The sequence below is a fragment of the Nocardia sp. NRRL WC-3656 genome (assembly GCF_000720265.1).
Taxonomy (GTDB): Bacteria; Actinomycetota; Actinomycetes; order Mycobacteriales; family Mycobacteriaceae; genus Nocardia; species Nocardia nova.
In genome coordinates this window covers 171,119-196,971 of the sequence record NZ_JOJF01000001.1, presented here as the reverse complement: position 1 = coordinate 196,971, position 25,853 = coordinate 171,119, and the positions used below count along the sequence as shown (strand labels likewise).

Here is a 25,853-nt window from a genome sequence, read left to right as displayed (position 1 = left end):
TTTGATCTCCAGCCCCAGCTCAGAGGCCGCTCACCCGGAAGATGAGCGGTCGTCACCGTTCGTTCACCGCCCGCTCCCGCGCGACCATTCGACGGCGAACTCGCGAAAGGTGCGCACCGCATCGCCCGGCACCGCGTCCGCCGACCAGATCAATCCGACCGCGCGGGCGGCACCCGGATCCGACAGCGGAACCAGCACCGGCCCGGGCTGCGGCCCCCGCACCGCGGGCTCCTCCAACGGCAGCAGCGCCACTCCGAGTCCCGCCGCCACCAGACCCGACACGGTCACCAGATCACTGGACTCCAGCGCGATCCGTGGCCGGAAATCCGCTGCGGCACAGAGCTCGTCGAGAATTCTGCGCATCCCGTAGCCGGTGGGCATGGCGATGAATTCGGCCTCCGCGGCCTCCGCCAGCCGAATCTGCCGCCGGCCCGCCAGCCGATGATCGACCGGAACTCCGAGGGCGAGGCGCTGCCGGAACAGCGTGCGCCAGCCCAGCCCGGGCAGCGCCGGTTCGGGCGAGGTCAGACCGAGATCCGCCGTACCGTCGAGCACCTCGGCGGCCACCACGTTGGCAGGTCCCTGATCGAGCCGGAACGTGATCCGCCCCGACACGCGCCGGAAGCCGGCGATCAGCTCCGGCACGACCCGCCCGCCGAAGGAATGGACGAACGCCAGCCGCACCGACCCCCGGGCCGGATTCGCCAGATCCGCGAGCGCCCGGCTCGCGGCGTCCAGTTCGGCCTGGGCGCGGCGGGCGTGTTCGTAGAAGATGCGCCCGGATTCGTTGAGCGTCAGCCGCTTACCGTGCCGATCGAACAACTGCGTGCCGAGTCGGTGTTCCAGCCGGGCGAGCATGCGCGACAGCGTGGGCTGGGCCAGATGCAGCCGATCGGCCGCCGCACCCACGCGTTCGAGTTCGGCGAGGGTCAGAAACCAGTGCAAATCGTCACTCGCCATCGGCAGGCTCCCCGCGCTCAGCTCAGCTAATGCCGCAATTGCATCAACTTACCGATCATTATGCATTTCCTTTTCCAGCCCTGTGGAGCCACGGTGGAGGCATGACCAGCGCGACCGTGACCACCGCTCCCGTCCGGACGGCCGAGGACGCGCGGCACGAGCGGCGGATCACCCTGGCGCTGTTCGCGGCCGGACTCACCACCTTCGGGTCGATGTACAGCGCGCAGGCGCTGCTGCCGAGCCTGTCCACGGCCTTCGGCGCCACACCCGCGCACGCCGCACTGGCGGTATCGCTGACGACGGGTCTGCTGGCGGTGGCGATCGTGCCGGTGAGCGTGCTGTCGGGGCGGTACGGCCGCACCCGGGTGATGATCGCGTCCGCGGTGGCGACCAGCGTCATCGGTCTGCTGTTGCCCTTCAGCCCGAATCTGGACCTGATGCTGGCGGGGCGGGCCGTGCAGGGCATCGCCGTGGCCGGCGTGCCCGCGGTCGCGATGGCGTATCTCGCCGAGGAGATCGGTTCGGCCGGATTGGGCACCGCGATGGGCATCTACGTCTCGGGCACCACCATCGGCGGTCTGGCCGGTCGGCTGATTCCCGCCTTCACCTTGGAGGTGGCGTCCTGGCGTTGGGGCGCAGCGATTTTCGCGGTGGGCGCCGCGCTGTGCACGGTGTGGTTCGTGCGGATGCTGCCGCCCTCCCGATACTTCGTCGCGCGGCCCCTCGGCGTCGGCGCGCTGCTCGGCGACCTCACCACGCATCTGCGCAATCGCGCGCTGCTGCCGCTGTTCGGGTTGGCCTTCCTGCTGATGGGCGGATTCGTCTCGGTGTACAACTTCCTCGGCTACCGGCTCATCCAGTCGCCGTTCGGTTTGTCCGCGGCCACCGCGGGTGCGGTCTTCCTGATGTATCTGTCGGGCACGGTCTCGTCGACCGCGGCGGGCCGGTTCGCCGATCGGCTCGGCCGTTTCCCGGTGGTGGCGATCTCTCTCGCGACGATGAGTATCGGCCTGCTGCTGACCCTTCCGGATCATCTGGCGATCCTGTTGCCGGGTCTGCTGTTGTTCACCGCGGGCTTCTTCGGCGCGCACGCGGTGGCCAGCGCGTGGGTCGGCGCCACGGCTACGGGTAATCGGGCGGCCGCGTCCTCGCTGTACCTGTTCGCCTATTACGTCGGCAGTTCGATCGTCGGCGCGTTGGCCGGCCTGGCCTACAGCTGGCACGGGTGGGCCGGATTGGCGCTGTACGTGGGAGTGCTGATCGTCGTGGCGGCGGGGCTGGTGGCTTGCCTCGGATTGCGGTTGCGAGCCGAGAACTCCCGGTCCCGGCCTACCGCCGGCCCATCCGAGATCGGAACTTCCGGCCCCGCCTGACGACCGCGGATGCCGGCCGGATCCGGGACCTACCAGCGCGGAGTCAATGCCCCCAGCGCACCGAGCGCGACCGCCGCGGCGGTGGAGGTGCGCAACACCGTCGGCCCCAGGAGCGCGACGGTGGCTCCCGCCGCGGTGAGCGCATCCAACTCCGAGTCGTCCAGACCGCCTTCGGGGCCCACGATCAGCACGATCGGCGCGGTCTGCGGGAACGCCAGCTCGGCGAATCGCGCCGTCGCGGATTCGTGCAGCGCGATCGCTATGCCGTTGTCCGCGACGGTTTTCCGGACCAGCTCGGCCACATCCGCGGTGCGATGCAGATCGGCGACCTCGGGGATGTAGGCCCGCCGCGACTGCCGGGCCGCCGTCCGGGCCGCCGCACGCCACTTGTCGACGCCCTTGCGCGCCTTGGCTTCCCAGTTCGCGACACACCGGGCGGCCTGCCACGGGGCGATCGCGTCGGCGCCCGCCTCGGTCATCAATTCGACCGCGAGTTCGGAACGATCCGATTTGGGCAGTGCCTGCACGACCGTCACCGCCGGCGACACGGGCGGGGCGACCACGCGGTCGAGCACCTTCAGATCCAGGCGATCCCGCCCGGTGGCCACGACCTCGGATTCGGCGAGCAGTCCCGCACCGTCGGAGAGCGTGACCGGCTCGCCGACCCGGATGCGGCGCACGGTCGCGGCATGCCGTCCCTCGGGACCGTCGAGCACCGCGACCGCGCCGACCGGCGGTATCTCGTCGAGATAGAAAACCGTTGCGGCCACGGCGTTTTCAGCGACCGCTGAAGGAGGCCCGCAACCGTGCGAACAATCCGCTGTTGTGTTCGGATTGGGCCGAGAGCACCTCGGTGTGTTCGCCGTTGCGCATCGCCTGGTACTTGCGCAGCAGGTCGAACTGCTTGTTGTCCAGTTTGGTCGGGATCACGATGTCCAGGTGCGCTACCAGATCACCGCGCGCACTGGAACGCAGCTTGGGCATGCCGTGGGCGCGCAGCACCGACACCTCGCCCGGCTGGGTGCCCGGCGGAATGGTCAGTTCGGTGGGCCCGTCCAGGATGGTGTCGATGACCACCGTGGTGCCGAGCGCGGCATCGACCATCGGTACCCGGATCGTGCAGTGCAGATCGTCGCCGTCACGGACGAAGGTGTCGTGCGGCTGCTCCACGATCTCGACGTACAGATCGCCGGCCGGTCCGCCGCCGGGGCCGATCTCGCCCTGCGCGGCCAGCCGCACCCGCATGCCGTTGGCCACACCCGCCGGAATCGGCGCGGCGATCTCGCGGCGGGCGCGCACCCGGCCGTCGCCACCGCATTTGCGGCAGGGGTCGGGGATGGTCTCGCCCGTACCGCGACAGGTCGGGCACGGCCGGGACGTCATCACCTGTCCCAGGAAGGACCGCTGCACGGTCTGCACCTCACCCGCGCCGCCACAGGTTTCACAGCGCACCGGCTTGGAATTGCCGTTGGTACCCGAGCCCTGGCACAGATCACAGAGCACCGCGGTGTCGACGGTGAGGTGTTTGGTGACACCGACCGCGCATTCGGCCAGCGACAACCGGGTCCGCAGCAGCGAATCCGCGCCCGGCTGCACCCGGCCGCGCGGTTTGCGCGAACTGGTGGCGTTCATACCGCCGAAGAAGGCCTCGAACACATCGCCCAGACCACCGAAACCGGCGCCGGAGAAGCCGCCGCCCGCGCCCGCCGATTCCATCGGGTCGCCGCCCATATCGACGATGCGGCGCTTCTCGGAGTCGGTGAGAACCTCGTAAGCGGTGGATACCTCGCGGAACCGCTCCTGCGCGTCCGGATCCGGGTTGACGTCGGGGTGCAGTTCCCGGGCCAGCTTGCGGTAGGCGCGTTTGATCTCCTGGTCGGACGCGTTACGCCCGACGCCGAGGATTCCGTAGTAGTCCCGTGCCACTTGAGTCTCTAGTCCTGTTCCGAATGGGTGTCGTCCAGCATCCCTGCTCACAGCCGATGCTGCCATGTTCACTGTGGCCGACCGGCGAACCAGGTTGCCGACCGGCGCGGATCCCGATTACCGGGGCGGGCTCATCGTTCCGCGAGCACCTCACCGATATAACGGGCGACCGCGGCGACCGAGGCGATCGTGCCGGGGTAGTCCATCCGGGTCGGGCCGACCACTCCCATACCTCCCAGCACGGTACCCGGCATACCGTACCCGGTGGATACCACCGAGGTGCCGCGCATCTGCTCGACGCGGGTCTCCTCGCCGATCTGCACCGTCACCGTGCCGGGCTGCTGCGCGGCGGCCAGGAGTTTCAACACCACCACCTGCTCCTCGAGCGCCTCGAGCACGGCACGCAGCGAACCCGGGAAGCCGAAATCGCCGGCATTGCGGGTCAGGTTGGCCGTGCCGCCCAGCACCAGCCGCTCCTCCGGATGCTCCACCAGGGTTTCGACCAGAACGGTCGACACCCGGACCAAGACGTCGCGCAGCCGGGCGGGGGCGTTCTCCGGCAACGCCGCGACGGCGCTCGAGGCAGCGGACAGACGCTTACCGTCCATCGCCTTGCCGAGCATGCCGCGCAGTGCGGCGAGATCCTCCTCGTCGATCACCGCACCCAGATCGACGAGCCGCTGATCGACCCGCCCGGTATCGGTGATCACGACCAGCAGCAGCCGGGCCGGATTGAGCGCCACGACCTCCAGGTGACGCACGGTCGACGCCGAGACCGTCGGGTACTGCACCATCGCGACCTGACGGGTCAGCTGCGCCAGCAGCCGCACCCCGCGGCGCAGGACGTCGTCGAGATCGACGCCGCTTTCCAGGAATTCCATGATCGCGCGGCGCTCGGCATTGGACAGCGGCTTGACCTCGGAGATGTTGTCCACGAACTGGCGATAGCCCTTGTCGGTCGGGATGCGACCGGAGCTCGTGTGCGGCTGAGTGATGTACCCCTCGGCCTCGAGGACCGCCATGTCATTGCGCACGGTTGCGCTGGAGACGCCCAGATTGTGCTTGTCCACCAGCGTTTTCGACCCGATCGGCTCCTTGGTCGCGATGTAGTCCGCGACGATCGCGCGCAGGACCTCCAGCCGCCGCTCCTCGGTGCTCGACATCGGCCCCACCTCCTCGTTCGCCTTCGGGGTCCACGCGGCCGCACACGGGCAGCATCGACCACGCGGATTCCCGGTTGATCCGACACCAGTTTAGTTCCTGTGCTCACGAGTTCCCGCGTGTGAGGTCGCACAGTGATGCCGGGCCGGCGCCGGGGACCCGGTCGCGCAGCGGAACGGAGGTGGAGCCACGGAAGGCGCGGGCGAAGACGTCCGTCTTGCGCCCGCGGCGCGAACTCAGTCCGATTCGGCGACGAGTTTGCCTGCCGCCGCATCCAATCCGAGCATCGTCAGCAGCGACTGGCAGTCGTCGACTCCGGTCGAATGACTGGCCACCGCCCGCGCGGCGAGCGCGCCGCGCCGTGCGGCCTCGGCCTTCTCTGCGGCACGCGTTTCGGCGAACTCGCTCTGCTCGTGGACAAGTGTGATGTGGCGTGCCTGTGACATGGATCTCCTCAAGTTGTCTCGAACCCTACGCTGTCCGGACTCCCGCCCGGGCCGCAGCGCCGAATTCGGGGCGAAATAGACCGATTCACCGGGCCGCTACCGACCGACAGCCGGTCAGCCCAGCAGCTCGCGAACTACTCCATCGGCGAGCAGACGCCCACGGTCGGTCAACACCAACCGATCACCGTCCACCCGGGCCAATCCGTCGGCCACCACACGCTCACATGCCGCGCGGCCGTCGGCATCCAATTCCCCGACCGGGAGTCCGGAGCGGAGGCGTACGCCGAGCATCACGCGCTCGGTGTACTGCTCCGCGTTGGTCAGCGCCTCCCATCCGGCGGCGGGCAGTCCGTCCCGGGCTGCGACGCGCTCGGCGTAGCGGCCCGGATGCTTCACGTTCCACCAGCGCACGCCGCCGAGGTGGCTGTGCGCGCCGGGACCGGCGCCGAGCCAGTCGCCGCCGTCCCAGTAGCCGAGGTTGTGCCGGCAGCGCGCGGAAGATGTTGTGGCCCAATTGGATACCTCGTACCAGCCGAATCCCGCCGCGGTGAGGCGGGCGTCGATGCGTTCGTAGCGGGCGGCGAGGGTGTCTTCGTCGGGGGCGGGGAGTTCGCCGCGGCGGACCTTGCGAGCCATGGCGGTGCCGTCCTCGACGATCAGGGAGTAGGCGGAGACGTGGTCGACACCGGCGGAGAGGACCGCGTCCAGGCTGGCGTCGAGGTCGGCGTCGGATTCACCGGGCGTGCCGTAGATGAGGTCGAGGTTGACGTGGTCGAAACCGGCTGCCCGGGCCTCGCGGGCAGCCGCTACGGCACGTCCGGGGGTGTGGGTGCGGTCGAGAATGCGCAGAACGTGGCTTGCGGCCGATTGCATGCCGAGGGAGACGCGGGTGTAGCCGGCGGTTCGGATGCGCTCGAAGAACTGCGGGGAGGTGGACTCCGGATTCGATTCCGTGGTCACCTCCGCATCGGCGGCGAGGGAGAACTCGGCACGGATGGCGTCGAGGACATCGGCCAGGCCGTCGCCGCCCAGCAGCGACGGGGTGCCGCCGCCGACGAAGACCGTCGACACCGGCGGTTGCGCGCTCGGCAGTTCCGCGAAAGCCGCTGCCGCGGTGGCCAATTCGCCACGCAGGGCGTCGAGCCACGACTCCGGCGAGGCGGAGGAACCCAACTCGCCCGCCGTATACGTGTTGAAATCGCAGTAGCCGCAGCGCGTCGCGCAGAACGGGACGTGCACGTAGATCCCGAACGGCCCGCCGCCGAAATCGCGCAGCGTCGGCGCGGCGGTGGTGTGTTCGGGAGCGGGCGCGGTCACCCCACCAGTGTGCCCGGTGCGGCGCAGTGACCGGCGGCACACCGGCTAGTCGATCGCTTCCGGCGCCGGTAGCCCGCGAGTTCGGTGCGAACGGGCGTATTTTCCGGGAGTGGTGCCGACGATGTCGGCGAACGCCGCGATGAAGCCGCTCGGATTCGCCCACCCGCAGGCGTGCGCGACATACGTCGCGTCGTGCCCCTCGGCGAGCAGGACGAGCGCGTGCGAGATGCGCAACTGGGTGCGCCACTCGTAAAAGGTCATGCCGAGCTCGTCGTGGAACAGCCGGCTCAGCGTTCGCGCTCCCGCGCCGACCCTGCGCCCGAGTTCGGCCAGCGCGGTGTGGTCGCCGGGGTCGTCGTACAGAATCCGCGCGAGGGCCCGCAACCGGTCGTCGCGGGGCTGCGGCAGTTGCAGCGGCTGCTCGTGCGCTTCCCGCAGTTCGTCGACGAGCACGCGATGCAGCCGGGCGCGCGCACCGCGGTCGTGGTCGCGGGGCCCGGTGAGGCTGAGGAACACCTCGCGGGCCAGATCGGTGGCCCCGAATACCGCGGGGCGGTCCGGTAGCAGCCGGGCCGGGGCCGCCGGGAGAAAGACGATCCGCATGTCGGTTCGCCCGTGGGCGCGGTGCTGGTGCGTGAATCCGGCTGGGGTCCAGCCGATTCGGTTGGCCGGCACGATCGACGTCCCGCGTTCGGTGTGCACCGAGAGCACCCCGCGGGCGGCGTACACCAGATGCCCGCGCGCATGGGAGTGGACCGAACTCGACGCTCCCGAAGCCCACTGGTGAACGCCCCCGGACGGCCACAGCCGCGACGTCGGACCCGCCTCAGCAGGTTGGCGGCGAACGGGCATGAATCGGCATTCTATCGGTGGTCGGCCGCCGCGGTCGCCCACGACAGTGAACGCATGGGTGAGACGACGATGCGTGCGGCGGTCTGTGTGCGAGCGGGTGGGCCGGAGGTCCTGGAGATCAGGGAGCTGCCGATTCCGCGGGTCCGGGCGGGATGGAGCCTGGTCCGGGTGCGCGGGGCGGGGGTGAACCGTTCAGAGTTGCGGACCCGGCAGGGTCATTCCCCGGCGGTGAGATTCCCGCGCGTGCTCGGTATCGAGTGCGTGGGCGAAGTGGCGGCATCGACCGATCCCGGCCTGCCGGAGGGCACGACTGTCGCGGCGGTGATGGGCGGGATGGGACGCGAATTCGACGGCGGGTACGCGGAATTCGCGCTGCTGCCGAACGCACTACTGATGCCGGTCCGCACCACCCTGCCCTGGCACGTGCTGGCCGCGGTGCCCGAGACGTATCTGACCGCGCACGGCGCGCTGGCGGCCTCGGGCGTCCTGTCCGGGGTGCGGCAGCGCGCGGCGCGGCTGCTGATTCGGGGCGGGACCTCGTCGGTGGGCATGGCGGCGATCGCCATCGCGGCCGCCGAGGGTATCGAGACCGCGGCCACGACCCGGCAGCCCGCGAAGGTGGACGCGCTCATCGCCGCCGGCGTCGATCACGTCCTGGCCGACGACGGCGGCTCCCTGGCCGAGAGCGTTCACGCGATCTGGCCCGAGGGTCCCGACCACGTCCTGGATCTGGTCGGCGCGCGGACGGCGGTGGACTCGCTTCGCCTGGTTCGCCGCGGCGGCACGGTATGCGTGGCCGGTTCGCTCAGCGGATGGCTGATTCCGGATTTCGAGCCGATCGCGATGATCCCGCCCGGAACCGGACTCACCGCTTTCCACAGCGACGAGTGCGCGGGCAGCACGACGGTGCTGCAGCGCCTCGTCGACGCCGTCGAAACGGGTGCCTTGCGTCCGAATGTCGACCGCGTTTTCACACTGGACGACGTGGTCGCGGCCCACCGCCGGATGCAGAACGACGAGGCGACCGGAAAGCTCGTCATCGTGCCGTAGCCGACCCCTCGGTGCCCCCGTGGGACGGCCCTGCGCCGTCGCGATCGGCGAATCCGCTTGATCTATGACGCATCTCACAAATTGGGACGGCCGTCCAGGGAATTTCCCGCTTTTTTGCGGAGAATATGACCCACCGGTCGGAAAGACCCACCTGACATGGCACAATAACTTCCATGACCGGACTTGGAGTACGACTCGTGGCGCGCCGCCATGTCGACTTCAAGCGCGTCTGCAGCGCCAGTTGTCTGCCGGATCGCCTCCGGTAGCTCGGCCTCCCCTCTCCCGGTTCCCGGCATCCGTCGCGATGCCCCATCGGTCCGATTCGCTGAACTCCGAAGGCGCGAGCCAGCCCCTCCCGCCTGCCGCAAGGCCTGATCCATCTTCTTCAGGAGCGACCCTATGACGTCGAGTACCGACGCCGGTCCCAGCCCCGAGTCCGTTCGCGCGGATCGTGAACGCCTCGCCCGTGAGCGTCGTGCCCGGCCCCGCCCGGAGGCTTCCGGCCCGCGCGAACGCACCGGCAAGCCGGTCCGCCGCAAGTCCGAGGGCCAGTGGGCCCTCGGTTACCGGGAACCGCTGAACGCGAACGAGCAGAGCAAGAAGGACGACAATCCGCTCAACGTCCGTGCGCGCATCGAGAACATCTACGCCAAGGGCGGATTCGACTCGATCGACAAGAGCGATCTGCGCGGCCGCTTCCGCTGGTGGGGCCTCTACACCCAGCGTGAGCAGGGCTACGACGGCACCTGGACCGGTGACGAGAACATCGACCTGCTCGAGGCCAAGTACTTCATGATGCGCATCCGCTGCGACGGCGGCGCGCTCAACGTCGAGCAGGTGCGCACCCTCGGCCAGATCTCCACCGAGTTCGCCCGGGACACCGCCGATCTGTCCGACCGCGAGAACCTGCAGTACCACTGGATCGAGATCGAGAACGTCCCGGAGATCTGGCGGCGCATCGAGGCGGTCGGATTGCAGACCACCGAGGCCTGCGGCGACTGCCCGCGCGTGGTCCTCGGTTCCCCTCTGGCCGGTGAGTCGCTGGACGAGGTCGTCGACGGCAGCTGGGCGGTCGAGGAGATCACCCGGCGCTACATCGGCAAGAAGGAGTACTCGAACCTTCCCCGCAAGTTCAAGACGGCGATCTCCGGTCAGCAGGATGTGGTCCACGAGATCAACGACGTCGCATTCGTCGGCGTCGAACATCCCGAGCACGGCCCCGGTTTCGACCTGTGGGTCGGCGGCGGCCTGTCCACCAACCCGATGCTCGCGCAGCGAGTCGGTGCGTGGGTGCCGCTGGAGGAGGTGCCGGATGTGTGGGAAGCCGTCGTCTCGCTGTTCCGTGACTACGGTTACCGCCGGCTGCGGACCAAGGCGCGGTTGAAGTTCCTCATCAAGGACTGGGGCATCGAGAAATTCAGAGAAGTTCTCGAGGAGAAGTACCTGCAGCGCAAGCTCATCGACGGCCCGGCGCCCGAGAAGCCGGCCCGGCCCATCGACCACGTGGGCGTGCAGCGGCTGCGCAACGGCCTCAACGCGATCGGCTTCTCCCCGATCGCCGGCCGTGTCTCGGGCACGATTCTGACGCAGGTCGCCGACGCCGTCGAACGGGTCGGTGCGGACCGGATCCGGTTCACCCCGTATCAGAAGGTCGTCGTGCTCGACGTCCCCGACGACAAGGTCGAGGAACTGATCGCCGAACTGGAACCGCTGGGCCTGCAGGCCCGGCCGTCGGCCTGGCGGCGAAACCTGCTGGCCTGCAGTGGTATCGAGTTCTGCAAGCTCTCGTTCGTGGAGACGCGCAAGCGTTCGCAGGTCCTGGCGCCCGAACTCGACCAGCGCCTGGCCGATATCAACGCCCAGCTCGACGTGCCGGTCACGATCAACATCAACGGCTGCCCCAACTCCTGCGGCCGTTCGCAGATCGCCGATATCGGTTTCAAGGGCCAGCTCGTCGACGACGGCGACGGGAATCAGGTGGAGGGCTATCAGGTTCACCTCGGTGGCAGCCTCGGGCTCGACAGCGGCTTCGGCCGCAAGCTGCGCCAGCACAAGGTGACCAGCGAGGAGCTCGGCGACTACATCGAGCGTGTCGTCCGCAATTTCGTCAAGAACCGCAACGACGGTGAGCGGTTCGCGCAATGGGCTGTCCGCGCCGACGAGGCCGACCTTCGGTAACGGGAGATTCAGTATGGCAACCACTTTGGAAAAGCTGAGCGAAGCCGAGCTGCGCAGGATCGCCGAGGACGGCGCGGCGCAGCTGGGTCCGGACGCCTCGGCCACCGAGCTGCTGCAGTGGACCGAGGACACCTTCGGTTCGAGCTACATCGTCGCCTCGAATATGCAGGATGCGGTGCTGGTGCAACTGGCCGCGCAGGTGCGGCCCGGCGTCGAGGTGCTGTTCCTCGACACCGGCTACCACTTCGCCGAAACCATCGGCACCCGGGACGCGGTCGAAACCGTCTACGGCGTGAACATCCTCAACGTGCGGCCCGAACACACTGTCGCCGAACAGGATCAGCTGCTGGGCAAGGATCTGTTCGCGCGCGATGCGGGTGAATGCTGCCGGCTGCGCAAGGTGGTGCCGCTGCAGAATTCGCTGGCCCCCTACAACGCGTGGGTGACCGGCATCCGGCGCGTGGAGGCCCCCACCCGGGCCAACGCCCCCCTGATCTCCTTCGACGAGGGCTTCGGCCTGGTGAAGATCAATCCGATCGCCGCCTGGTCCGACGACGAGATGGCCGCGTATATCGACCAGCACGGCATTCTCGTCAATCCCCTTGTCGAGGAGGGATATCCGTCCATCGGTTGCGCTCCGTGCACGCGGAAGCCGGAACCGGGATCCGATCCGCGAAGCGGCCGCTGGGCCGGCCTCGCCAAGACCGAATGCGGGTTGCACGCCTCATGACTTCAACGGTGACCGAGACACAATTCGATACCCTTGCCGCCCTCGAGAGCGAAGCCATCCACATTTTCCGTGAGGTGGCAGGCGAATTCGAGCGTCCGGTGATCCTGTTCTCCGGCGGGAAGGACTCCACGGTCCTGCTGCACCTGGCGCTCAAGGCCTTCTGGCCCGCGCCGCTGCCGTTCTCGCTGCTGCACGTGGACACCGGCCACAACCTCGACGAGGTGCTGGCCTTCCGCGACCACGTGGTCGAGAAGTACGGGCTGCGGCTGCACGTCGCCAGCGTCGAGGAGTATCTGGCCGACGGCCGGCTCACCGAGCGGCCCGACGGTATCCGCAACCCGCTGCAGACCGTGCCGCTGCTGGACGCCATCACCGAGAACCGCTTCGACGCGGTCTTCGGCGGCGGGCGGCGCGACGAGGAGCGGTCGCGGGCCAAGGAGCGGATCTTCTCGCTGCGAGACGCCTTCGGCCGCTGGGACCCGAAGCGGCAGCGCCCGGAACTGTGGAACCTGTACAACGGCCGGCATGCGCCCGGTGAGCACGTGCGGGTGTTCCCGCTGAGCAACTGGACCGAACTCGACATCTGGCGCTACATCGCGCGCGAGAACGTCGAACTCGCGACCATCTACTACGCGCACGAGCGGCCCGTGTACCAGCGCGACGGCATGTGGATGACCCCGGGCTCCTGGGGTGGTCCGCGCGAGGACGAGGAGCTGGTCGTCAAGTCGGTGCGTTACCGCACCGTCGGTGACGGATCCACCACCGGCGCAATACTTTCCGATGCCGCGACCAACGACGACATCCTCGCCGAGGTCGCCGCGTCGCGACTCACCGAACGTGGCGCGACCCGCGGCGACGACCGCGTCTCCGAGGCCGCCATGGAAGACCGCAAGCGAGAGGGTTACTTCTGATGTCCGACCTACTGAGACTGGCCACCGCCGGCAGTGTCGACGACGGCAAGTCCACACTGGTCGGACGCCTGCTCTACGACACGAAATCGGTACTGGCCGACCAGATCGACGCCGTCACCCGGGCCTCGGTCGACAAGGGCCTGGCCACCCCCGATCTCTCGCTGCTGGTCGACGGGCTGCGCGCCGAACGCGAACAGGGCATCACCATCGATGTGGCCTACCGGTACTTCGCGACGCCGAAGCGGTCCTTCGTGCTCGCCGACACCCCGGGCCATGTGCAGTACACCCGCAACACCGTCTCGGGCGCGTCGACGGCACAGTTGGTGATCCTGCTGGTCGATGCCCGCAAGGGCGTCATCGAGCAGACCCGGCGCCACGCCGCCGTGATGGCGCTGCTGGGTGTGCCGAAGCTGGTGCTGGCGGTGAACAAGATCGATCTGGTCGACGACTCGGAAGCGGTCTTCGCGCAGATCGTGGCCGAGTTCACCGAGCTCACGAGCAAACTCGGCTGGGCCCCCGAGGACATCGTCGAGATCCCGGTCTCGGCGCTGCACGGTGACAACATCGCGTCGCGCTCGGAGAACACCCCGTTCTACGACGGCCCATCCCTGATCGAGCATCTGGAGTCGGTGCCGGTCGATGCCGACAGCACCGGCCGCCATCAGGTGGGCCTGCGCTTCCCGGTCCAGTACGTGATCCGCCCGCGGACCGCGGAGTACCCGGACTACCGCGGGTATGCCGGACAGGTCGCCGCGGGCGTGGTGTCGAAGGGTGACGAGGTCGTGGTGCTGCCCTCCGGCATCCGGACCACGGTCGAGCGCATCGACACCGCCGACGGCGAACTGCCCTCCGCCCAGCCCGGACGCAGTGTGACCCTGCTGCTCACCGATGATGTCGACATCTCCCGCGGCGACACCATCGTCGCGGCCGCCGATGCTCCCGAACCGATCGATGCGTTCGACGCCACCGTCTGCTGGCTCGGCGACAAGCCGCTGCGGCCCGGCGCCCGCCTGCTGCTCAAGCACGGCACCCGGACCACGCAGGCCATCGTCGGCGCGCTGATCGAGCGGTTCGACGAACAGAACCTGGCCGCCGATCCGAATCCGGAGTCGTTGGCGCTCAACGATATCGGCCGCATCTCCGTGCGCGTCGCGGAGCCGATCGCGGCCGACGACTATCGGGTCAACCGGTACACGGGCAGCTTCCTGCTCATCGACCCGGCGGGCGGTAACACGCTGGCCGCGGGCCTGGTGGGCGACGTACTGACCTCGGTCGAGGTCGGCAGCTGAGATGGGTTCGGCCGGTGGGATGTTCGTGAACGGCGAGCGGTCGCTCGCCGGTGTCACCACCGGCCGCGCCCCGGCATTGATCGCGGTGGCACACGGCAGCCGTGATCCGCGATCCGCCGCGACGATGTCGGCCGTGGTCGCCGAGATCGCCGGACAACGTCCGGATGTCGACGTGCGGCTGGCATTCCTGGACCTGAACACGCCTTCGGTGGAACAGGTCATCGATGCCGTTGCGGCACAGGGACATACCGTGGCCGTTGTCGTCCCGTTGCTGCTGGGCAGCGCGTTTCACGCCCGGGTGGATCTGCCCGGCATGCTCGCGGCTGCCCGCCGCCGGCATCCACTGCTGCGGATCACGCAGGCCGATGTGCTCGGGACCGACGAACGACTGGTGGCGGCGCTGCGGGACCGAGCGCTGCACGCGGGCGCCGACCGCGACGATGCCGAGCTGGGTATCGCGGTCGCAGCCGTCGGATCCTCGTCCGCGGCCGCCAACCGGATCACGGCCGAGGTCGCGGTGGCGCTCACGCACGGCACCCGCTGGCGGTCCGCGATCTGCTTCGCGACCACACAGCCGTCGCTGAGCCGAGCGGTCTCGGATCTGCGCAGCCGGGGAGCCCGCCGGGTGATGGTCGCCCCGTGGTTCCTGGCCCCGGGGTTGCTCATCGATCGTCTCGCCGTCGCCGAACCCGGCCTCGTGCACGCCCCTGCGATCGGGCCGCACCGGTTCCTCACCGAGGTCGCGCTCGAGCGTTATCGGGCCGTCGACCGGATGTCCCTCGATCTCACGGCCTGATTCCGCCTGCCCTTCCGGCAGTCTCGGTCACCCTGGTCCCGCCCGGCCCGGACCCACGTGGGTCGTGCCGGCTTCGCGGTTCATCCCGCGAACCAGCGCTCCAGCACCAGGGCCGCCCCGTCCTCACTGATATCGGCGGTCGTTTCGTCGGCGAGCTCGTGGACCGGGGGCACGGCGTTGCCCATGGCGACGGAATGCCCTGCCCAGGTGAGCATGTCGATATCGTTGTAGCCGTCGCCGATGGCCAGGGTCTGCTCGAGCGGGATGTCGAGGGCCAGGCGAAGTTGTTCCAGCGCCCAGCCTTTGGACACCCCCTGTTTGGAGGCCACCAGCCACGGTTCGTCCTCGCCGTGCACCCAGCCGGCGCCGGGGAGGTCGAGTTCGCCGACGGCGTCGATCATTTCGTCGAGGCTGCCGCCGGGCCACCAGCCGTTCAGCCGCGTGGTGGGCTCGAGGCTCAGTTCGGCATCGTCGACGAAGCGGAATTCGCCGAGCCGGAAGCTGCCGGGGTAGTAGCCGGTGGCCCAGGTCCCCACCCCCACCTTCTCCACCGACAGCACCATATCGGGCAGCAGTGAACGCAGTGTCGCGACCGCGGGTTCCGGATCGAAGGTATGGACCGCCAGTGGTTCCCAGTTCGAAATGTCCACGTGCACAGCGCCGTTCGAGCACAGCGCCTGGCCCTCCTCGAGTCCCAGCTCCTCCATCACGAGCCGGGTGGCGAGCAGGGTGCGGCCGGTCGTGATCACCACATGGGCGCCCGCGTCGACCGCGGCACGCACCGCCGCACGCACCCGCGGGCTCATCGGCGCGCCCGCCTGCAGGATGGTCCCGTCCACATCCAGGGCAATCAGTCGAGGACTGTTCACCCGGTCATTGTCACCGATCGTGCATCTGCGCTTACAGCCCCGCCGCCGTTACCCGGCGGTATGCCACTCCGACGACTAGATGACACATCAACTACAGGTCCGAATCCCGCCAGCTTTGCCGGTTTCGCGCGACTTGACTGGCATCTGTCACGAGATCGCGTGGCAGACAACGGATATGGAGAGGGCAGCAGAGATGGACACGACAGTGCACCACCGCTTCGAATCGAAGGTCGTACTGATCACCGGCGCCAGCAGCGGGGTCGGCGCGGCCGTGGCCCGGCGAGTGGCGGCGGAGGGCGCCGCGGTGGTGCTGGGCGCCCGGGGCAAGGAGGCCGGGGACCGGATCGCCGCGGATATCCGCGGCCAGGGCGGCCGGGCCCTCTTCGTCCCGACCGACGTCACCGTGGCCGAGGACGTGGATCGGCTCACCCACGCCGCGATCGACGAATTCGGCCGGCTGGACGCGGCCTTCAACAACGCCGGCGCGGTCAACTCCTTCGGCCCGGTGCAGGACATCGACGAAGCCGGTTGGCGCGCAGATCTGGACCTCAACCTCACCGGCGTGTACTTCGGCCTGCGGTCGCAGGTGCCGGCGCTGCTGGAGTCCGGCGGCGGGGCGATCCTCAACAACGCCTCCAACCTCGGCGTGGTCGGTATGGGCTCGGTCGCCCCCTACGTCGCGGCCAAACACGGCGTGGTCGGCCTGACCCGCGCGGTCGCGCTGGAGACGGCCGCCGCGGGTGTGCGGGTCAACGCGCTGGTGTCGGGCGCGGTGGATACCCCGGCGTTTCGCGCGTCGATGGGCGCGACACCCGAAGGCGAGGCGGCGATCGCGGCGCTGCATCCGCTCGGCCGAATCGCCCGCGCGGAGGAAATCGCCTCGCTGTGCGCCTACCTCCTCTCCGACGAGGCGAGCTTCGTCACCGGCGCGGCGGTCGCGGTCGACGGCGGTTTCACCGCTCGGTAACGCGGATCAACGGTAGATGGCGGTGAGCTCGGCTGCCAGCGCGGCCAGCTCACGCCGAATCGATTCGGGGGCAACGACTTCGAGGCGTCCCCCGAATCCGGCGAGCTGTTCGGCGATCGCGCGCGGCAGATGAGCGCTGATCCGCAGCCGCACCCGGCCGCCGTCGACCGGGCCGTCCTCGGCGCAGTGCCGGCCCAGCCGATCGCGCAGGACCGGCACGATCTCGGGATCGGCGTGCACGATCGCCGATACCTCGCCGCGCCGATGTTCCATCTGTTCGACGATCTCCGACCACGCCTGCGCCAGATCGAAATCCGCCGGGACGTCGGCGACGCCGTCCTCGGCGGTCACCTCGCTCATCCGGTCGACGCGATAGGTCCGGCGCCCCCGGTCGGTCCCGGCGATGAGATACCACACGGCGTCCTTGTCGACGACGCCCCACGGATCGACGGCTCGCTCACGACCGGCCGGGCCGTAGCGGAAGCGGACCGTCCGTCGCCGGGCGACGGCCTGTTGCAGCAACTCGACCTCCGCCGGTTCGGATCGCGGCCGCCGGCCCCAGCCGACCGGATCGATCAGCGTCGCCGCCGAGGCGGCCAGGGCTTGTTCGCGGAACGTCTCCGGCAAGGCTCGCAACAACTTTCGCAGCGCCGAGCGGGTCGCGGGCGAGCCCGAGGCCGCCGGGCCGAGCAGCAGGAACAGCCCCCGCGCCTCGTCGGCCGTCATTCCGCTGAGGTCGGTCCGGGCACCACCGATCAGCGCCCAGCCCCCGCCCCGGCCGGGCTGCGGGTAGACGGGAACGCCTGCCGACGACAGCGCCTCGAGGTCGCGGCGCGCGGTCGCCACGGACACCTCGAGTTCCCCGGCGAGCTCGGCGGCGGTCACCCGGCCCCTCGCCTGCATGAGGAGCAGCGTGGCAATCAGACGGTCGGCGCGCATACGGCAATTCTGCCGTACAAAGTGCTCATTCGGTGAGCACTTTGACCGTGAGGATCGTATCGAAGACCGCAACGACCGAGGAGAGACCGATGCTGCGCGGAATGACGACCGTGTCCTACTACGCCGACGACCTGGCGGCCGCCAAGCGCTGGTACAGCGAATTGCTGGATACCACACCGTATTTCGAGGTTCCGGGTTATATCGAGTTCCGGATCGGCGACTACCGGCACGAACTCGGCATCATCGATCGCCGCTACTGCCCGGACCCCGCCCACGAACCCGGCGGCGCACTGCTGTACTGGCACGTCGACGATCTCGACGCCGCACTGCAACGGCTCCGCGAACTCGGTGCCGCCGAACACCAACCCGTCACCGAACGCGGTCCGGGCTTCGTCACCGCCTCGGTGGTCGACCCCTTCGGCAATCTGCTCGGCATCATGTCCAACCAGCACTACCTCGACGTCCTGGACAGCCGTCGGGACTCGTCATCGCCGGTTCGGCGCGATATCGGGGCCGAGCCCTGTCGGTGAACCCGGTCAGTGCCCGAAACCGCCGAAACCACCGCTGTGGAAGCCGCCGCCCAGGCCACCTCCGTGGAAGCCGCCACCGGGGGTGGCGCCGAGGCCGGGGTGGCTCGGCGCGACGGCGCCGGGGTGGGCGGGGGCGACCGGTGCGGGGTTCGTCCCGCCGGGGCGGGTAGCGCCGCCGGGAGGTGTGGCCGTGCTGCCCCCGAGGCCGGGAGTACGGGCGGTTCCGGCACCCGGAGCGGTATCGGAAGACGTTGTGCCGGGGGCGGATCGGGCACCACCGGCCGGCGCGGAATCGGTGCCGCCACCGGCGGGGGCGGAGGTGCCGGGCTTCGCGTTGTCCCCGGCGTTCGCAGTGCCGTTCGAATCGGCAGTGCCGTTCGAATTCGCGGAGTCGCCCGAGTGGGAACCGTCGCCCGAATTCGTCGTACCACCGGCATCGGGTCCGGTGTCGGAGTTCGTGGCGTCGCCGGAGTGCGCCGGGCCCGAGTTCGCCGCCCCCGGTTTCGCCGGATCCGAGTTCGTACCACTGGAGTTCGCGGAGTCGTCGGCGTGCGAGCCGTGCGTATCGGCGCTGTCGGAGTCCGAGCCCTGGGAGGATGCACTCGACCCGCCGGTCGCACCGGCCGAATTCGACTCGGCAGACGTGGTACCCGAGCCGTCACCGCTGCCCGCGGTGCCGCCCGAGTGCCCGGGCCGCGGAGTGGACGCGGCATCGCCGGTATGCGAATTCCCGGACGACGCACCGGGAGTCGCGGTCGTCTTGTCGGCGGGTGCGGGGTTCGTGCCGGATGCGGGTGTACTCGAACCGTCCGGTTTCGGCGCCGGATTTCCGGGCTTCGACGAGTCCCCGGGTGTGGAACCGCCGTCGGGCGGGGTGCCCTGATCACCGGATCCCGGCTGCCCGGGGTGTCCCGTGCCGGGCAGGTTGCGGGCCGCGGCGCCGGCGGCCAGGAGCGCCGCCGCGCCCGAGTTCACGAACGGCATGGGGTTGGTGAAGCGTGCCGGATCGGAGTAGGTCCGGGCGCGGGGCGGCACACAGGGCGTGACGGCGCCGTAGTCGCGCAGCGCGTTCTCGACCCGATCGGTCATGGCGTGCGAAAAGTCGTGCGCCGCACCGGCATAGCCGCGCATTCCGGACAGCGAGGTGCCCATCAGGCTGTCGGCGCGGGCCGCCAGCGCAGCGAATCCGACACCGAAGCCGGGTGTCTGCGGCAGGTCGCCGATCTGTTCGCGCAACGCATCCGCCGGGCCGGCCAGCGCGGGGGCGAATTCCATGATCGGGCCGTCGGTACCGAGCGGGCCACCGCCGATCATGGTCGCCGCCGACATCGCGAGAGCGGACACGACCGCGGCGGAGGATACGACCGCGGCGCCCCGGGCGTATCGCCCGGCGTTGCTGTTGCTCGTGGCGAATCGAGCCGAGGCGATGGCGGCTCCGGTCGCGACCGTATGCGCCGGATCCGGCGGGACGATCACCGGAGGACCCAACTCGGCCAGCACCTCCGCCACCTCGACCGGTCGCGCGGCGCCACCGATCAATAGCACGCGATCGATGTCGTCGATGGTCACCCGCGCACGTTGCAGGCAATCGCGCACCACCCGAAGGGAATTGCGGACATGCCAGGCGCGCAAGCGGCGGGTGTCCTCGGCCGGCACCACCGTCGACACCGGTGCCGGCACGTCCGGAGCCAGCGTCCGTGCGTAGCGCGCCAGGACGGCGCCCAGCGGCCGGCCGCCGAAGGCATCGGATCGCAGGGCCGAGCCGAGCACTCCGCGCTGATTCCATTCGGGCTCGGTCCGGACCACCGCGACGTCCAGGTTGTTGGCGCCCAGATCGTAGACGAGTGTGGAACAGCTTGCGGAAACACCGTATTCGTCGTCCAGCCATTCCACGGCGGCCACCGGTTCGGGCATCAGAATCACGTCGAAGGCGCCGCAGCGGTGCAGCGCGTACTGCAGCGATGCGATCTGCCGGTCGGTGTAACAGGCGGGATAGGTGAGGACCGGCCCGGCCTCGGGATCGCTGCCCTCGATCAGGCAGGTGGCGACCGAGGCGACCAGGTCGGCCGAGGACCGGATCCGGCCGCCCAGCGACACCGGCTCGCGCGGGCGGGTGAGATCGGCGAAATCCGTGACCACCGGCGCGAATCGAGGCACTCCCCCGACTCGGACATCGCCGAAGCGGTCGAAGGTGACCGCGGTGCGACGCACGCGGACCGCCGGCCGGCCGCGATCACCGGCAGTTGCCGCCCACACGGAATTCACTGTGCCGATGCTCATGCCGAAGCCAACCGTCATTGCCATCCCGTCAACGCACCGAGACCACGGCCCCAGGTGGTTCAACCATGTGGTCGCGGTCGTTTACCAAATAGCGAACACAGGTTAGCTGGTCGGTCTCGATCACGGAAACCGAATGGGCGGAAAAGCTTTCACATCCACCGCTCGATCGAGCAAAACACCTGATAGGCCGCGATCTTCCGCAAGTTCGAAAGGCCGAATTCGGCTACCGCACGAGAATAGCTGGCAAAACTGGCCATTTCACAGTTGATCGCGCGGAATACCGACCGGTTTTCTGTGGAATTGCGGCAATGACATTCACGAGACCGAAATCCGTGCGGCCGTTCCGAATGACTGGATGGTTGCCGAAACGACGAATGCCCCGATCCGGGCGGATCGGGGCATTCGGTCGAAAGATCCGGCTCAGGCGCGAGCGAGCAGCTTTCGCTTCCACCACGGCTGGGCCGTGGCGCCGCCGCGCACCGCATCGGGGCGGCGGCGCTGGACCAGCCGATCGAAATCGGTGGCGTCGGCGGTGGGCCGGCGCAGACGCCCGGCGTTGAAGTCGTCGACCAGCTGTCGCACCGTCTGCTGCGCGCAGGACTTGTTGGTGCCGATGAAGCCCGTCGGACCACGCTTGATCCAGCCGGTCACATAGGTGCCCGGAACCACCGCGCCGCCGGCGGATTCGAGCACCCGGCCGTCGGCGTTCGGGATGACGCCGGCGCGCTCGTCGAACGGCACCCCCGGCACGGCCACGCCGCGGTACCCCACCGAAGCCAGAACCAGTGCGGCATCCAGGGTTTCGGTTTCGTCCGTCGCGACAGCGCGGGTGATACCGGCCTCGTCGGTCACGAGTTCGTTGCGCACCAGCTCGATTCCGGTCACCCGGTCGGTGCCGACCAGCGCCACCGGCGAGGAGAGATAACGGAAGACGATGCGTTTGCGCGCGCCCACCGGACGGTCGGCCACGCTGCGCAGCAGCTTCAGTTTCTGCTCGACCTTCTGCGGCATATCCGGAGTCGGTTCCGGCACATCACCTTCCACGACGATGTCGAGATCGGATCCGAGCAGGCCCACGAATTCGGGTACGGTGAAGGCGGATTCGGCGGGACCGCGGCGGCCCACGATCACCACTTCCTCGATCTTGCTGTGCCGCAGTGCCGCCAGCGCCGCCGGCGACACCTCGGTGGCATCGAGCAGTTCAGGATCCATGGTGAGAATCCGGGCCACGTCGAGCGCGACATTGCCGTTGCCGACGATCACCGCGCGCCGCTGCGACAGATCGAAACTGCGCTGCGCGAAGTCGGGATGGCCGTTGTACCACGCCACGAACTCGGTCGCGGACAGGCTGCCGGGCAGACCCTCGCCGGGGATACCGAGCTTGCGGTCGGAGGAGGCGCCCACGGCGTAGATCACCGCATCGAAATGGTCCAGCAGTTCGGCGTGCGAGATGTCCGCACCCACCGCCACATTCAGGTACGACCCGAATCCGGGCTGCGCGGAGATCACATCGAACAACCGGCTCACCTGCCGGGTCCGGGTGTGGTCGGGCGCGACGCCGTGGCGGGCCAGGCCGTAGGGCACCGGCAACCGGTCGAAGACCGTCACCGTCACCTCGGGCTGGGTGAGCAGCTCGTCGGCGGCGTACATCGCCGAGGGACCCGAACCCACGATCGCGACGCGCATCGGGCCGCGATCGGTGTCCACCTCGGCGGCCGGCACCGGCTTGGCCAGCAGTGGACGCGGCCGCGCCTGGCGATAGAAATCGGCGTTGATCTCGATGAACGGCTTCTGCTCCGCGGTGAGCTTCTTCGAGGAGGTGATGGCGTCCACCGGACAGGCCGTGGCACAGGCGCCGCAGTCCACGCATGCCGCGGGGTCGACGTACAGCATCTCCGCCGTCAGAAAATCCGGTTCGTCGGGCGTGGGATGGATGCAGTTGACCGGGCATGCGTAGACGCACGAGGCGTCGCTGCAGCACGGCTGGGTGACTACATACGGCACTGTATGGCTACCCTTCAGGCGGCTTTGGTCTTGGCGCGCTGCGGCTCGGAGCGGTACCGGCTGGCCGGGCCGTCGATCTTCAGCAGCTTCCAGACGTTCTTCGAGATCGGGTTCATCAGGCCCAGCTCCTTGGCCAGGGCCCGCACGTCGATGAAGTAGTCGGCGAAGGTCTGCTGCGCCTCGGCGGAGCCGTAGAACAGTTCCTTGCGCACGTCCTCCGGGATGTCGAATTCCTTGAAGAAGGACTTCGGCGGGGTCGCGATGGACCGGCCGAGGATCCACATCACGATCGGCATGGCCAGCGACAGCACGAACTTCGCGGCCGGATTCGACTCGGGCACATGCTTCTTCAGGAATTCGTGCGCGAAGGAGATGTGGCGCGCCTCCTCGGCGACGTGAATCGCCATGACGCCGCGCATGATCGGATGCACTTCCTCGCCGGAGCGCAGGATCTGCTTCTGGATGTGGTCGATCGGCTCCTCACCGGCGAGCACCGCCATGAAGAACAGATTCGGGAACCGGGCGGCGACCGGCGCGGCGATGTAGCGGAGCTTACGGACCAGCGGGCCCATCCCCGGCACATCGATCCCGATCCGGTTGACCATCTCCTGGAACATCAGGGTGTGGTTGTGCTCCTCGATCATCTCGTGGGAGCAGTACCGGAATTCGGGCGAGCCGTTGGGCAGACTGAAGTTGTGCGTGACCATGCCACTGATCAGGATCGACTCGAACTGCAGGCCGACCTTGGCGACATTGGCCTGGCGGTACTTGCCGAGGGCGATCTTCTGCTCGTCCGACAGCGCCTTGTACCAGGGGTGACGCCCCAGCGGGTCGGCGGATTCCGGAAGGATCCACCGCTTCTCGCCGGCGGTCGCGGCGAAGTCGGGGTTGTCCCAATCGATGTCGGTGAACGGATCGAAGTGCTTGTTGACCGAACCCTCGGACAGCAGGAGCAGCTTCTGGGCGTATTCCATGGCCTCGGCGACCACAGGGTCTACTTCCGGCGTCGCGGCAACCGACATCGTCGTCACAGCCTCTCCATCTCGCATGGGTAACTGTTTCCCATAGTTACACCTATAGCGGCGGAGGTCAACACCGGCGACCGGCCGTGCCGGGCACCATCGCGCAACCTCGCCGATAGTCCGCCGAATTCCCAGCTCAGCGGCGACCGAAACAGCATTACCGGGAAGTACTGTGCGGGGCGTCACATCGAAGGGAAGGCCGTCACCACCCACGCTCCAGGCGGGTCGTACGTGTCGGCACCCACATGGCAATTCATCCCATGTTCCCGCTAAGCTACAACTTGTGTCTAAGACGTATTCCGCCGCGGAGCGCGCCTATCGGGAGATCAAGGAGCGCATCCTGACCGGGGCACTGCCCGGCGGAGAGCTGATCAGCGAGGGTGAGATCGCGACCGATCTGGGCACCTCGCGCACTCCGGTCCGGGAGGCGTTCCTGCGGTTGGAGACCGAGGGCTGGATGCGGCTGTATCCCAAACGCGGCGCGCTGGTGGTACCTATTCCCTCACACGAGGCCGAACACGTCGCACATGCCCGCTATGTCGTGGAGACCGCGGCGGTGCGCGCCCTCACCGCCGACGACCGGCCGGCGCTGATCGACGCCCTGCGCGAATCGCTGACCCGCCAGCGCGAACTCGTCGCGAACCTCGCCGCCTCCGACGGCCGGGCGCTGTCACACTTCGCCACCGAGGACACCGACTTCCATCGCGGCTATGTGGTCGCTGCGGGCAACCCGCTGCTCACCGGGTTCTACGACTCGCTGCGCGAACGCCAGCGGCGGATGAACAGCGTCGCCCTGCACCGCGCGCCGATGAATACCGCCCGCATCGTGGAACAGCATGCGCAGCTGACCGATCTGATCGCCGCCGGCGATACCGCGGGCTTCGATACCGCACTGGCCGAACACCTTTCGGGTGTGCACCAGCTCGAACTGAGAGGACTGTGATGACCGCGCCGACCGCCGTCGACATCCGCCCGGCACGGGTCGCCACCACGCCGCGCGTGTGGTGGGGCGTGGCCGCGGCGGTCTTCGCGATCGCCTGGGGCGGAAACGAATTCACCCCGCTGCTGGTGATGTACAAGAACGACGGCCTGCCGGTCACCACGGTCGATCTGTTGCTGTTCGAATACGTCCTGGGCATCGTGCCGGCACTGCTGATCGGCGGGCCGCTGTCGGATCGCTACGGCAGGCAGCGGCTGATGCGGCCCGCACCGCTGATCACCGCGGTCGGATCGACGCTGCTGGCCTTCGGTTCCGGCGTGGTGCCGATGTTGTCGATCGGCCGCGTGCTGTGCGGAGTCGGTCTCGGGCTGGCGATGGCCGTGGGCAGCAGTTGGTTGAAGGAGCTGTCGCAGCCGCCGCTGGGGCCCGTGTCGGCTCCCGGCACCGGCGCTCGCCGCTCGGCGATGAGCCTCACCGGCGGTTTCGCCATCGGAGCCGGCGTCGCCGGGGTGCTGGCGCAGTGGGCGCCGTGGCCCGCGACTCTGGCCTATCTCATCAATGTGGCGCTGTGCCTGATCGCGGCCGTCTGGGTGCAGCGCGCACCGGAAACAGTGGCACCGCAACCGATTCGCAAGCCACTGCGTGAGGATCTGCGGATTCCGGCGGCCGGCCACCGGCGTTTCCGCCGCATCGCACTGCCGCTGGCGCTGTGGCTGTTCACCTCCGCCGCGACCGCCTACGCGATCCTGCCGACGCTGGCCGCCGACCGCATCGCCGGAACCCCGATCGCCTTCTCCGCGCTGATCACGGTGATCACGCTCGGATGCGGTTTCGCCATCCAGTCGGTGGCGCGGCGGATCGACCTGCCGGGTACCGCGCGGATCGCGGCACTGTCGCTGATCCTCACCACGGCAGGCATGGCCGCATCCGTCTACGCGGCCGCATCGCTACAGCTGTGGGCCGTCGTCGCGACCGCGGCCGTGCTCGGCTTCGGATTCGGCATCGGGATGGTGGCGGGACTGCAGGAGATCGAGCGGATCGCCCGGCCGGACGATCTGGCCGGGCTGACCGCGGTGTTCTATTCGGTGAGCTACCTCGGATTCGGTTCACCGGCACTGCTGTCGCTGCTGCACAACGCCTTGCGCATCGGCTATCCGGTGATGTTCGCGGCCGGCGCGGTCATCGCCCTCGGATGTCTCGCGGTGGTACTCAACAACTATCGCGATCCGGAGAGCCCGAGCGCCGTCGAGCGACGAATCAGCCGATAAGCCGAGTCGGGAAGGGCGTTGTCGGCCCGGCGGCACCTGTGGCGG

Annotated in this window: 24 protein-coding genes; 12 read left to right on the top strand and 12 right to left on the bottom strand. The window is 68.9% G+C overall.

Going from position 1 to position 25,853, the window contains the following annotated elements; genetic code table 11:
- Nucleotides 1–63: 63 nt before the first annotated feature.
- Complete coding sequence (locus IG65_RS0100910) at nt 64–960, bottom strand: LysR family transcriptional regulator (protein ID WP_030512857.1); 897 nt, start codon at nt 958–960, stop codon at nt 64–66.
- Nucleotides 961–1,061: 101 nt separating this feature from the next.
- Between IG65_RS0100910 and IG65_RS0100905 the strand changes: the two genes are divergently transcribed.
- Entirely contained in the window at nt 1,062–2,333 is a 1,272-nt protein-coding gene (locus tag IG65_RS0100905; protein ID WP_051755088.1) for an MFS transporter, read from the top strand.
- A gap of 29 nt (nt 2,334–2,362) precedes the next feature.
- Here IG65_RS0100905 and IG65_RS0100900 read toward each other — a convergent pair whose 3' ends face one another.
- From IG65_RS0100900 to IG65_RS0100875, 6 genes are all read right to left on the bottom strand, one after another.
- Complete coding sequence (locus tag IG65_RS0100900; RefSeq protein ID WP_030512855.1) at nt 2,363–3,103, bottom strand: 16S rRNA (uracil(1498)-N(3))-methyltransferase; 741 nt, start codon at nt 3,101–3,103, stop codon at nt 2,363–2,365.
- A 7-nt stretch (nt 3,104–3,110) separates the two neighbouring features.
- Nucleotides 3,111–4,259: a molecular chaperone DnaJ gene (gene dnaJ, locus IG65_RS0100895; protein ID WP_030512854.1), complete on the bottom strand. Its 1,149-nt coding sequence runs from the start codon at nt 4,257–4,259 to the stop codon at nt 3,111–3,113.
- A 131-nt stretch (nt 4,260–4,390) separates the two neighbouring features.
- On the bottom strand, nt 4,391–5,422 hold the full coding sequence (gene hrcA, locus IG65_RS0100890) for a heat-inducible transcriptional repressor HrcA (protein ID WP_030512853.1): 1,032 nt from the start codon (nt 5,420–5,422) through the stop codon (nt 4,391–4,393).
- A gap of 234 nt (nt 5,423–5,656) precedes the next feature.
- Nucleotides 5,657–5,866: a hypothetical protein gene (locus tag IG65_RS0100885; RefSeq protein ID WP_030512852.1), complete on the bottom strand. Its 210-nt coding sequence runs from the start codon at nt 5,864–5,866 to the stop codon at nt 5,657–5,659.
- 114 nt (nt 5,867–5,980) lie between these two features.
- Nucleotides 5,981–7,183, bottom strand: a complete 1,203-nt coding sequence (gene hemW, locus IG65_RS0100880) for a radical SAM family heme chaperone HemW (RefSeq protein ID WP_030512851.1) — start codon at nt 7,181–7,183, stop codon at nt 5,981–5,983.
- 45 nt (nt 7,184–7,228) lie between these two features.
- Nucleotides 7,229–8,035: a helix-turn-helix domain-containing protein gene (locus tag IG65_RS0100875; protein WP_030512850.1), complete on the bottom strand. Its 807-nt coding sequence runs from the start codon at nt 8,033–8,035 to the stop codon at nt 7,229–7,231.
- A gap of 54 nt (nt 8,036–8,089) precedes the next feature.
- On the opposite strand from IG65_RS0100875, the gene IG65_RS0100870 reads away from it, so the two are divergent.
- The 7 genes from IG65_RS0100870 to IG65_RS0100845 all read left to right on the top strand — a co-directional run bounded on the left by IG65_RS0100870 (nt 8,090) and on the right by IG65_RS0100845 (nt 14,989).
- Complete coding sequence (locus IG65_RS0100870) at nt 8,090–9,085, top strand: zinc-binding dehydrogenase (protein WP_036522845.1); 996 nt, start codon at nt 8,090–8,092, stop codon at nt 9,083–9,085.
- Nucleotides 9,086–9,258: 173 nt separating this feature from the next.
- The gene (locus IG65_RS39720; protein WP_368854180.1) at nt 9,259–9,351 is read left to right on the top strand and encodes an Ms4527A family Cys-rich leader peptide; all 93 of its coding nucleotides are present in this window, start codon (nt 9,259–9,261) and stop codon (nt 9,349–9,351) included.
- A 133-nt stretch (nt 9,352–9,484) separates the two neighbouring features.
- Nucleotides 9,485–11,263, top strand: a complete 1,779-nt coding sequence (locus IG65_RS0100865) for a nitrite/sulfite reductase (RefSeq protein WP_030512848.1) — start codon at nt 9,485–9,487, stop codon at nt 11,261–11,263.
- Nucleotides 11,264–11,276: 13 nt separating this feature from the next.
- A complete protein-coding gene (locus IG65_RS0100860; RefSeq protein WP_030512847.1) occupies nt 11,277–11,993 on the top strand; it encodes a phosphoadenylyl-sulfate reductase in 717 nt (238 codons plus the stop codon).
- Complete coding sequence (gene cysD / locus IG65_RS0100855; RefSeq protein ID WP_104364755.1) at nt 11,972–12,904, top strand: sulfate adenylyltransferase subunit CysD; 933 nt, start codon at nt 11,972–11,974, stop codon at nt 12,902–12,904. Before IG65_RS0100860 ends, cysD begins: the two co-directional genes overlap by 22 nt.
- Nucleotides 12,904–14,193 (top strand): sulfate adenylyltransferase subunit 1, encoded by a 1,290-nt coding sequence (locus IG65_RS0100850; protein ID WP_030512845.1) that lies wholly within the window; start codon nt 12,904–12,906, stop codon nt 14,191–14,193. The genes cysD and IG65_RS0100850 overlap by 1 nt, the downstream gene beginning before the upstream one ends.
- 19 nt (nt 14,194–14,212) lie before the next feature.
- Nucleotides 14,213–14,989, top strand: coding sequence for a sirohydrochlorin chelatase (locus tag IG65_RS0100845; protein ID WP_051755181.1), 777 nt, complete (start codon nt 14,213–14,215; stop codon nt 14,987–14,989).
- 80 nt (nt 14,990–15,069) lie between these two features.
- Here the strand turns inward: IG65_RS0100845 and IG65_RS0100840 are convergent, their stop codons facing one another.
- A complete protein-coding gene (locus tag IG65_RS0100840; protein ID WP_030512843.1) occupies nt 15,070–15,858 on the bottom strand; it encodes an HAD family hydrolase in 789 nt (262 codons plus the stop codon).
- A 193-nt stretch (nt 15,859–16,051) separates the two neighbouring features.
- Here IG65_RS0100840 and IG65_RS0100835 point away from each other — a divergent pair, with 193 nt between their 5' ends.
- Nucleotides 16,052–16,825 carry an SDR family NAD(P)-dependent oxidoreductase gene (locus IG65_RS0100835; protein WP_030512842.1) on the top strand — a complete coding sequence of 258 codons (774 nt, stop codon included), beginning with the start codon at nt 16,052–16,054 and terminating at the stop codon, nt 16,823–16,825.
- Between the two features lie 6 nt (nt 16,826–16,831).
- On the opposite strand, the gene IG65_RS0100830 is transcribed toward IG65_RS0100835, so the two are convergent.
- Nucleotides 16,832–17,764: a YafY family protein gene (locus IG65_RS0100830; RefSeq protein ID WP_030512841.1), complete on the bottom strand. Its 933-nt coding sequence runs from the start codon at nt 17,762–17,764 to the stop codon at nt 16,832–16,834.
- An 89-nt stretch (nt 17,765–17,853) separates the two neighbouring features.
- On the opposite strand from IG65_RS0100830, the gene IG65_RS0100825 reads away from it, so the two are divergent.
- Nucleotides 17,854–18,294, top strand: a complete 441-nt coding sequence (locus IG65_RS0100825; protein WP_051755087.1) for a VOC family protein — start codon at nt 17,854–17,856, stop codon at nt 18,292–18,294.
- Between the two features lie 6 nt (nt 18,295–18,300).
- Here the strand turns inward: IG65_RS0100825 and IG65_RS35640 are convergent, their stop codons facing one another.
- The 3 genes from IG65_RS35640 to IG65_RS0100805 all read right to left on the bottom strand — a co-directional run bounded on the left by IG65_RS35640 (nt 18,301) and on the right by IG65_RS0100805 (nt 23,600).
- Nucleotides 18,301–20,574 carry an Hsp70 family protein gene (locus IG65_RS35640; protein WP_051755085.1) on the bottom strand — a complete coding sequence of 758 codons (2,274 nt, stop codon included), beginning with the start codon at nt 20,572–20,574 and terminating at the stop codon, nt 18,301–18,303.
- A 420-nt stretch (nt 20,575–20,994) separates the two neighbouring features.
- A complete protein-coding gene (locus IG65_RS0100810) occupies nt 20,995–22,578 on the bottom strand; it encodes an FAD-dependent oxidoreductase (RefSeq protein WP_030512838.1) in 1,584 nt (527 codons plus the stop codon).
- Between the two features lie 14 nt (nt 22,579–22,592).
- Entirely contained in the window at nt 22,593–23,600 is a 1,008-nt protein-coding gene (locus IG65_RS0100805) for a diiron oxygenase (protein ID WP_030512837.1), read from the bottom strand.
- A gap of 283 nt (nt 23,601–23,883) precedes the next feature.
- Here IG65_RS0100805 and IG65_RS0100800 point away from each other — a divergent pair, with 283 nt between their 5' ends.
- Together IG65_RS0100800 and IG65_RS0100795 are read left to right on the top strand one after the other, a co-directional pair.
- Entirely contained in the window at nt 23,884–24,543 is a 660-nt protein-coding gene (locus tag IG65_RS0100800) for a GntR family transcriptional regulator (RefSeq protein ID WP_030512836.1), read from the top strand.
- A complete protein-coding gene (locus IG65_RS0100795) occupies nt 24,543–25,808 on the top strand; it encodes an MFS transporter (RefSeq protein ID WP_051755084.1) in 1,266 nt (421 codons plus the stop codon). The genes IG65_RS0100800 and IG65_RS0100795 overlap by 1 nt, the downstream gene beginning before the upstream one ends.
- Nucleotides 25,809–25,853: the final 45 nt, after the last annotated feature.

Excerpts from the sequence above, each read along its gene's own strand:
- hrcA (WP_030512853.1), bottom strand. The coding sequence starts at position 5,422 with ATGTCGAGCACCGAGGAGCGGCGGCTGGAGGTCCTGCGCGCGATCGTC.
- IG65_RS0100850 (WP_030512845.1), top strand. The coding sequence starts at position 12,904 with ATGTCCGACCTACTGAGACTGGCCACCGCCGGCAGTGTCGACGACGGC.
- IG65_RS39720 (WP_368854180.1), top strand. The coding sequence starts at position 9,259 with ATGACCGGACTTGGAGTACGACTCGTGGCGCGCCGCCATGTCGACTTC.
- IG65_RS0100910 (WP_030512857.1), bottom strand. The coding sequence starts at position 960 with ATGGCGAGTGACGATTTGCACTGGTTTCTGACCCTCGCCGAACTCGAA.
- IG65_RS35640 (WP_051755085.1), bottom strand. The coding sequence starts at position 20,574 with ATGAGCATCGGCACAGTGAATTCCGTGTGGGCGGCAACTGCCGGTGAT.
- cysD (WP_104364755.1), top strand. The coding sequence starts at position 11,972 with ATGCGGGTTGCACGCCTCATGACTTCAACGGTGACCGAGACACAATTC.
- IG65_RS0100875 (WP_030512850.1), bottom strand. The coding sequence starts at position 8,035 with ATGCCCGTTCGCCGCCAACCTGCTGAGGCGGGTCCGACGTCGCGGCTG.
- IG65_RS0100845 (WP_051755181.1), top strand. The coding sequence starts at position 14,213 with ATGTTCGTGAACGGCGAGCGGTCGCTCGCCGGTGTCACCACCGGCCGC.
- IG65_RS0100805 (WP_030512837.1), bottom strand. The coding sequence starts at position 23,600 with ATGTCGGTTGCCGCGACGCCGGAAGTAGACCCTGTGGTCGCCGAGGCC.
- IG65_RS0100870 (WP_036522845.1), top strand. The coding sequence starts at position 8,090 with ATGGGTGAGACGACGATGCGTGCGGCGGTCTGTGTGCGAGCGGGTGGG.
- IG65_RS0100830 (WP_030512841.1), bottom strand. The coding sequence starts at position 17,764 with ATGCGCGCCGACCGTCTGATTGCCACGCTGCTCCTCATGCAGGCGAGG.
- IG65_RS0100795 (WP_051755084.1), top strand. The coding sequence starts at position 24,543 with ATGACCGCGCCGACCGCCGTCGACATCCGCCCGGCACGGGTCGCCACC.
- IG65_RS0100905 (WP_051755088.1), top strand. The coding sequence starts at position 1,062 with ATGACCAGCGCGACCGTGACCACCGCTCCCGTCCGGACGGCCGAGGAC.
- IG65_RS0100835 (WP_030512842.1), top strand. The coding sequence starts at position 16,052 with ATGGACACGACAGTGCACCACCGCTTCGAATCGAAGGTCGTACTGATC.
- IG65_RS0100865 (WP_030512848.1), top strand. The coding sequence starts at position 9,485 with ATGACGTCGAGTACCGACGCCGGTCCCAGCCCCGAGTCCGTTCGCGCG.
- IG65_RS0100825 (WP_051755087.1), top strand. The coding sequence starts at position 17,854 with ATGCTGCGCGGAATGACGACCGTGTCCTACTACGCCGACGACCTGGCG.
- IG65_RS0100885 (WP_030512852.1), bottom strand. The coding sequence starts at position 5,866 with ATGTCACAGGCACGCCACATCACACTTGTCCACGAGCAGAGCGAGTTC.
- IG65_RS0100860 (WP_030512847.1), top strand. The coding sequence starts at position 11,277 with ATGGCAACCACTTTGGAAAAGCTGAGCGAAGCCGAGCTGCGCAGGATC.